The organism is Stutzerimonas kunmingensis, from assembly GCF_900114065.1.
GTDB lineage: Bacteria > Pseudomonadota > Gammaproteobacteria > Pseudomonadales > Pseudomonadaceae > Stutzerimonas > Stutzerimonas kunmingensis.
In genome coordinates this window covers 620,831-627,085 of sequence record NZ_FORS01000003.1, presented here as the reverse complement: position 1 = coordinate 627,085, position 6,255 = coordinate 620,831, and the positions used below count along the sequence as shown (strand labels likewise).

The 6,255-nt window shown below is 61.1% G+C and carries 9 protein-coding genes and 1 pseudogene; 6 read left to right on the top strand and 4 right to left on the bottom strand.

All coding sequences use genetic code 11. The features are described from left to right. Positions 1–11 precede the first annotated feature (11 nt). Together BM275_RS10935 and BM275_RS10930 are read right to left on the bottom strand one after the other, a co-directional pair. A pseudogene (locus tag BM275_RS10935) lies at positions 12–350 on the bottom strand (three-Cys-motif partner protein TcmP); the annotation flags it as partial. A 219-nt stretch (positions 351–569) separates the two neighbouring features. Beyond that, on the bottom strand, positions 570–1,016 hold the full coding sequence (locus BM275_RS10930) for a hypothetical protein (protein WP_003292632.1): 447 nt from the start codon (positions 1,014–1,016) through the stop codon (positions 570–572). Positions 1,017–1,120: 104 nt separating this feature from the next. Here BM275_RS10930 and BM275_RS10925 point away from each other — a divergent pair, with 104 nt between their 5' ends. Together BM275_RS10925 and BM275_RS10920 are read left to right on the top strand one after the other, a co-directional pair. Beyond that, positions 1,121–1,411 (top strand): helix-turn-helix domain-containing protein, encoded by a 291-nt coding sequence (locus BM275_RS10925; protein WP_003292631.1) that lies wholly within the window; start codon positions 1,121–1,123, stop codon positions 1,409–1,411. A 166-nt stretch (positions 1,412–1,577) separates the two neighbouring features. Continuing rightward, positions 1,578–2,177, top strand: coding sequence for a DUF6088 family protein (locus tag BM275_RS10920; RefSeq protein ID WP_015275564.1), 600 nt, complete (start codon positions 1,578–1,580; stop codon positions 2,175–2,177). A gap of 27 nt (positions 2,178–2,204) precedes the next feature. Here BM275_RS10920 and BM275_RS10915 read toward each other — a convergent pair whose 3' ends face one another. Both BM275_RS10915 and BM275_RS22415 read right to left on the bottom strand, forming a co-directional pair. Further along, positions 2,205–2,669 (bottom strand): DEAD/DEAH box helicase, encoded by a 465-nt coding sequence (locus tag BM275_RS10915; RefSeq protein ID WP_090521155.1) that lies wholly within the window; start codon positions 2,667–2,669, stop codon positions 2,205–2,207. A gap of 59 nt (positions 2,670–2,728) precedes the next feature. After that, the gene (locus BM275_RS22415) at positions 2,729–3,229 is read right to left on the bottom strand and encodes a hypothetical protein (RefSeq protein WP_244153871.1); all 501 of its coding nucleotides are present in this window, start codon (positions 3,227–3,229) and stop codon (positions 2,729–2,731) included. Positions 3,230–3,443: 214 nt separating this feature from the next. Here BM275_RS22415 and BM275_RS10905 point away from each other — a divergent pair, with 214 nt between their 5' ends. The 4 genes from BM275_RS10905 (at position 3,444) to BM275_RS10890 (ending at position 6,157) form a co-directional block, all read left to right on the top strand. Continuing rightward, positions 3,444–3,860, top strand: coding sequence for a hypothetical protein (locus tag BM275_RS10905; RefSeq protein ID WP_044315331.1), 417 nt, complete (start codon positions 3,444–3,446; stop codon positions 3,858–3,860). 25 nt (positions 3,861–3,885) lie between these two features. Beyond that, entirely contained in the window at positions 3,886–4,776 is an 891-nt protein-coding gene (locus BM275_RS10900; protein WP_023444965.1) for a cation diffusion facilitator family transporter, read from the top strand. A 345-nt stretch (positions 4,777–5,121) separates the two neighbouring features. Beyond that, a complete protein-coding gene (locus BM275_RS10895) occupies positions 5,122–5,601 on the top strand; it encodes an Lrp/AsnC family transcriptional regulator (RefSeq protein WP_090521153.1) in 480 nt (159 codons plus the stop codon). A 163-nt stretch (positions 5,602–5,764) separates the two neighbouring features. Beyond that, complete coding sequence (locus BM275_RS10890) at positions 5,765–6,157, top strand: globin (RefSeq protein WP_003298284.1); 393 nt, start codon at positions 5,765–5,767, stop codon at positions 6,155–6,157. Positions 6,158–6,255: the final 98 nt, after the last annotated feature.

Genomic DNA, 6,255 nt, shown 5'->3' with positions numbered 1-6,255 from the left:
GGTGCCGAACCTCAGTTCTCCGAGCTGGATTTCTTCAGCTGTGGCACGAAGAAGATGGGTCTCTGCGGGGGAGCTATCAGAATATCACTGGATTTGATGCTAGTGCCCTTGCGACGCCTGGTCTTGCCATCCTTACCGACCGCCAGCAAATCACCGGTCGCAACAGCGATATCGAGCGCCTGCTTTACGCGAAACTCGTCAGCCATGGTGTAGTTGGTCAATCCGCTCATCAGGCCCAAAAAAGGTTTCCGTTCTACCTCGTAGACCTGGTTGGGCAAGAGCTCTGAAAGTTCTCCTCGGACGCGGTCATCGGTGGCATCGTCGAAGTGATGCTCATCCAACAGCAAATCGTGTTTGCATGATGGCGAGCGTTATGAGGTGCATCTCTGTGAGGCCTGCTTTTTCCGAGCGCTGAGTGGTCTCCGCCGCGAGCGTATGGTCAACACCATGTTCGACGAGAATCCCGATAGGACTGGCGATGAGTTCGGCCTTGTGCAGCGGAGCGAATTCTGGAAAGACAACTGAGCTCGGTTCAGATGGGACTATGGATACGGGTAGGAAGTGGGGCGTTAGCCTCGCAGATGTAATGCAGCAGAGAAGATCACGTGTTTACTAATTCGACTGCCGAGAGACTGACACGCTGAGGTTGAGTACGTGCGATCTCCCTCCACTCGGTACTGGTGCCCAAGCTCGCTACCTTGTGCATCACGAATTGAAAGGATCTCCAGTAACGGCTCCATCAACCAGCGACCCACCTCGTTCATATGCCCGGGACTCACAAGATACGCCTGCTCCAGCCAGGCGTGCTCGGTCTGCGCAGCTATGACCTGTTCCAGCAATGGAACCGACGGAACCATTAGCATGCTTCGAAAGGCCGCGTTTCCATCGTCCTCAACGATCTGCAGGTAGAACCAGGGCCAGGTCATCTCTAGCTCGACATATGACCAGAACTGCACGCCATCTGGCGCTGTTGAGAGCCCAGGAAGCAGTTCCGCATTCCGACTGGTTTTGAACACGCGCCAATCTCCTAATGATAATTGTACTTGATTGATGAACAATATATTTTGTAGTCATATATTGTTCAATCGCGCTTCATCGTTCCATTTTGCGGAGCAGCAAAATGGAAGTCCGGGATTCGTTCGGGAAAGCGTTGAGGCTCGTGCGGCAGCGTAGGGGGCTGGCACAGGAAGATTTCTCGCTCGTTAGCAGTCGTACCTTCGTCAGCATGCTGGAGCGCGGGGCAACGAGCCCGACTCTCGAAAAGCTCGATAGCCTCTGCACGGTGCTCGACACTCACCCTGTCACCCTCTTGGCCCTGACCTACTTGCTTGGATCCGAAGCTCCTGAAAGTTTTGAGCAGCTCCTGGAGAAGGTTGGTGAGGAGTTGAGAGCTCTAGTCGAACCTGACTGATTACTCAGCGAGGCTGTGTGAGGGGCCGGTTCCGTGGCCGCACAGTGAGTGTTGATCTTGCTGTCCCTCTGTCCCCAGTGGCTGGCCTGGAGGTCCTGTTTTTGGCAGGGCTTATAGTTTTTGTGGGCGTCAGAAAATATGTGGATTCTGACTTTTTGGGGCTCATATGTCCGTCGCGCAAGCTATTTTAAATCGAGTCAAGCACATGCCAAAGGGGAGGCCATTTGCCGGCGCGGTGTTCGCGCAGGTCGGTTCCCGTGCGTCGATTAATAAAGCGCTTTCTAGGCTGGTGCAATCAGGCACGCTGGAGCGAGTCGCTCGCGGTGTCTACATGCGCCCCAAAATGAGCAAGTACACCGGCAGGGTGGTGCGCCCGAGTCCGCTGGCTGTCGTGGAGGTCATCACGAAGGCGAACGGCGAGACGATCCAGATACACGGCGCGGAGGCTGTTCGGAGGTTGGGCCTCAGCACACAGATGCAGGTGTTGCCGACCTTTTACACCAGCGGATCTACTCGCGAGATCAAGGTTGGCAATGCGGTGGTTCGCCTCCGCCACGTATCCAAGGACCGCTTGCAGCACGCCGGCACGACGGTAGGTGTGGCGCTTACTGCTCTCTACTACATCGGGAAAGAAGGGCTGTCCGCTAATGTGGTTTCCAAGATTGTTAGTGCGCTGAGCGGCGAAGAGCTGATGAAGCTCCGGGCCTGCAAGATGCCGGAGTGGATGCGGTCGGCATTGCGCTTTGCTGCCAAGGAGATTGAGTAGTGCGCAATAGCACCTACCCGACTCCACCTACTGGCAGCTACCAAAGCCTGAGGCGAGACGTGGCTGGCTTTTCTGACAAGACAATGCGACTTCCTGCGCATTTAGCAAAACGTGGAATTCGTCGAAGATCACCAGGCCGACGCCTTCCAGCGCCGGGTCGTCCTGCAGCCGCCGCGCGAGAATGCCCTCGGTGACTACCTCGATGCGCGTGTTCGGCCCGACCTTGCTGTCCAGCCGGATGCGGTAGCCGACGGTTTCACCGACGCGCTCGCCCAGCTCACTGGCCAGCCGCTCAGCCGCTGCGCGGGCAGCCAGACGGCGCGGCTCCAGCATGATGATGCTCTGCCCGCCCAGCCAGGCTTCGTCGAGCAGCGCCAGCGGCACGCGAGTGGTCTTGCCGGCGCCGGGCGGTGCTTCGAGCACGGCTTCGTCGCGCTGTTGCAGGGCCTGGCGCAACGCCGGCAGGACTTCGTCGATCGGTAGGGAATTCATGGGCACTCGCTTCGGGCAGACGATTCAACAACCGAGGCGCCCGCCCGAAGCTGGGCGCATCAGTTGACGCTATAGCCGCGTCCGGTCAGGCAGGCGCCAAGGGCGCGCTTGTAGGTGTCGGCAACGCTCGCCGCCGGAGCCGTCCGAGCGCTGGCCGGATCGAAACCGCTCTGGCTCACGGCCCAGGTATGACACTCGTAGCGCTCGCGGCTCTGCTGCTCGGCGCTCTGGCCCTTGGCCGGATAGGCGATGACATCATATCGCGTGGCCTCGCTGGCCGGCAGCGGCGGATGACTGACCGGCTCGTAGACATTGCGCTCTACATTCCACAGGTAATAGGTACCGGCGGCGATGAAGTAGAGCATGCTGCCGATCCAGATTTCCCGCGCACCGGGCGGCAGACCGTGGCCGTGACGCGGGCCCGGCACATGCTGCGTCCCCGGTCCCGCCGGCCCTCTATGCGCACCCGGCCCGGGACCGGGAGGTGCGGCGGTGACCGGCAAGGCGATGCAGAGGGAAAGAACGGCGCCAAGCGCGGCGCGCGGCAGTGACCTGGACATGATTGAACTCCGGGATGGGATGAAATCGCAGCGCGATTATCTGCCCGGCCGATGCAGTGGTCCGTCAGGCCTCGGTAAGGACTGGGTAAAGCCACCCCATGCGTCAGCGCACACGCCGAACACCCGAGCCCGCGGCATGGTCTGATATCGAGTAAACATCATCCAGCTGTCTTCCGGCCCTTGTATAGTTGCGCCACTTTTCCAGGAGGTCCTTATGCGTACTCGTAACCGAATCATCGGCGGCGTGTTGGCCGCTTCCCTGTTCACCCAGCTGACCGCCTGCGGCACGCTGTTCTACCCGGATCGCCGCGGGCAGATCGAAGGCCGCATAGACCCAGCGATTGCAGCTTTGAATGCGGTTGGTTTGATCTTTTACCTCCTCCCCGGCCTGATCGCCTTCGGCATCGACTTCGCCACCGGCGCGATCTACCTGCCCGACGACGAGTACTCCATGGCCCCGGAAAAGCTGCAGGAAGCCATTGGCGCCGACGGCCAGATCGATCAGGCCCGCCTGAAAGCCATCATCGAGAAGGAAATCGGCCGCAGCCTGCCGCTGGACGACCCGCGCCTGATCCAGCACAACGGCAGCGTCGAGCAACTGGCCGCCTTCGGTCTGCGCCCTGCGGCCTGATGACTCGCGCGGATAACGGCCAGCGATGAGCATCAATCGTGACCACGCCCGGCTCATGCGCCGGGCGACCGCTGCGGCCCTGGCGACGGCGATCCTGCTGGCGCTGAGCAAGGCCGTGGCCTGGTGGCTGAGCGGTTCGGTGAGTCTGCTCGCCGGCCTCACCGATTCGCTGCTCGACGGCGCCGCGTCGCTGCTCAACCTGCTCGCGGTGCACTACTCGCTGCGCCCGGCCGACGACGACCATCGCTACGGTCACGGCAAGGCCGAGGCGCTGGCCGGGCTCGGCCAGGCGGCGTTCATCTGCGTCAGCGCGATACTCGTCGGCGTGCAAGGCGTCGACCGCCTGCTGCATCCGCAACCGCTGGGCGCCCAGGGTGTAGGCATCGCGGTGATGATCTTTTCACTGCTGATGACGGCCATTCTGCTGAGGTATCAGCATCATGTGGTCAAGGTGACCGGCTCCACCGCCATCCGCGCCGACTCGCTGCACTACCGTTCAGACCTCTTGCTCAACACCAGCATCCTGCTCGCGCTGGTGCTGGCCAGCTTCGGCTGGGAGCGACTGGACGCACTGTTCGGCATCGGTATCGCGCTGTACATCTTCTGGAGCGCCATCACCATCGTCCGTGAGGCCGGCGCAGTGCTGATGGATACCGAACTGTCGCCGGAGATCAGCGAGCAGATGCAGAAGCTGGTCTGCGAAGTGCCGGGCGTGCATGGCTGCCATGACTTCCGCACACGCATTTCGGGCACCCGCTGGTTCGTGCAGTTGCATCTGGAGCTGCCGGGGGACCTGCCGCTGTCGCAGGCGCATGATCTGTGCGTGGCGGTGGAGAACGCGATTCACGATCGCTATCCGAATGCGGAGGTGCTGGTGCATGCCGATCCGCTTGAGGTTGCGCCGCCGAAGCGGTGATTGGAGTTTTCGGATTCCATTTCCAAGGCACCACCACAACGCCCACAACGAAAAAGACCACGCCTGGGCGTGGTCTCTTCGATTCGTCGGGCCGATGATAACGGCTTCTTCGCGCGGCGCCTCGTGAGCACCGGGGGCCCGGACCTTCGGTCTTGGTAAGACCTTCGGTGGTCACGGCGGGGATGCTGTGCCGTGTCCGTTTCTGCCGGGGGCTGAAGTTGAGATAAAGCTTACGCCGCACCACCCAGCACTGGATTGCGAATATTGCTGATCAAGGCATCACTTGCGCAATCAATCACCCGCCATTCATCATCATGCGCAATCCATTCCCAAACGAGCCTCTCCATGAGCAAACTAGATCGCTACGACCTGCGCATCCTCGCCGAATTGCAGCACGACGCCCGCATTTCCAACCAGGAACTGGCAGCACGCATCGGCCTGTCACCCTCGCCCTGCTCCCGCCGGGTCAAACAGTTGGAAGACGACGGCTACATTGCCCGCCAGGTCGCCCTGCTCGACCGCAAGAAGCTCGGCCTGACCCTTACCGCCTACGTGCTTATCGGCATGGACCGGCACACACCGGAGCGCTTCGAGCACTTCGAAGGCGTGATCGGCAAATGCCCGGAGGTGCTCGAATGTAGTCTGGTCACGGGGATGGACGCCGACTACCAACTCAAGGTCGTGGTGCCCGACATGGAGCATTACCAGCAGTTTCTGCTCGGCACCCTGACGCGCATCGAAGGCGTCTCCAGCGTGCGTTCCAGCTTCGTATTGCGCCAGGTGTCATCGAGTACGGAGCTGCCGCTGGAGCATTTGCGCAGCTGAGACACCGCTCACAGCTTTAGCCACACACTTCGCAGGGTTGCTGCCTATAATCCGCCCCCTTCTGCACCGCCTCGCATACGGATGATCCCGGCCGGGGCGGATCGTCCATCGCCTGCTCACCGGCGGGCCTCGCTGCAAAATGCCCTCGTGCAAGGGAATGCCCATGAAAGACACCAACCGCGTCATGCAGAGCTACGGCCGCTGCTGCGCCAGTCCCGACTTCTTCGATGACTTCTATGCGTCCTTCCTCGCCAGCTCGCCGGCGATCCGGGAGAAGTTCGTGCGCACAGACATGACCGCGCAGAAACAGCTGCTGCGCGCCGGCATTCTCAATCTGGTGCTGTTCGCCCGCGGCATGCCGGATACCAAACTCCGCGCGCTGGGCAAAAGCCATTCACGCGAGCAGCTGAATATCCACCCGGAACTCTATGACCTGTGGATCGCGGCGTTGCTGAAAACCATCGGCCAGCACGACGGGGAGCTGCAACAGCAGGACCTGCAGGCCTGGCGCACGGTGCTGAACAAGGGCATCGACGTGATCAAGGCGGCGTACTGAATACCGGTGAGACATTTCGCCGCACCGGCGCCCGCCTCGCGCGATCCGAACGCTTTCCGAGCTCGACCGTCCAACCAGCGGTGGCACACGCGCCGACT

Coding starts and splice junctions, on each gene's coding strand:
- BM275_RS10915 (WP_090521155.1), bottom strand. CDS start 2,669: ATGAATTCCCTACCGATCGACGAAGTCCTGCCGGCGTTGCGCCAGGCC.
- BM275_RS22415 (WP_244153871.1), bottom strand. CDS start 3,229: ATGTCCAGGTCACTGCCGCGCGCCGCGCTTGGCGCCGTTCTTTCCCTC.
- BM275_RS10895 (WP_090521153.1), top strand. CDS start 5,122: ATGAGCAAACTAGATCGCTACGACCTGCGCATCCTCGCCGAATTGCAG.
- BM275_RS10890 (WP_003298284.1), top strand. CDS start 5,765: ATGAAAGACACCAACCGCGTCATGCAGAGCTACGGCCGCTGCTGCGCC.
- BM275_RS10925 (WP_003292631.1), top strand. CDS start 1,121: ATGGAAGTCCGGGATTCGTTCGGGAAAGCGTTGAGGCTCGTGCGGCAG.
- BM275_RS10900 (WP_023444965.1), top strand. CDS start 3,886: ATGAGCATCAATCGTGACCACGCCCGGCTCATGCGCCGGGCGACCGCT.
- BM275_RS10905 (WP_044315331.1), top strand. CDS start 3,444: ATGCGTACTCGTAACCGAATCATCGGCGGCGTGTTGGCCGCTTCCCTG.
- BM275_RS10920 (WP_015275564.1), top strand. CDS start 1,578: ATGTCCGTCGCGCAAGCTATTTTAAATCGAGTCAAGCACATGCCAAAG.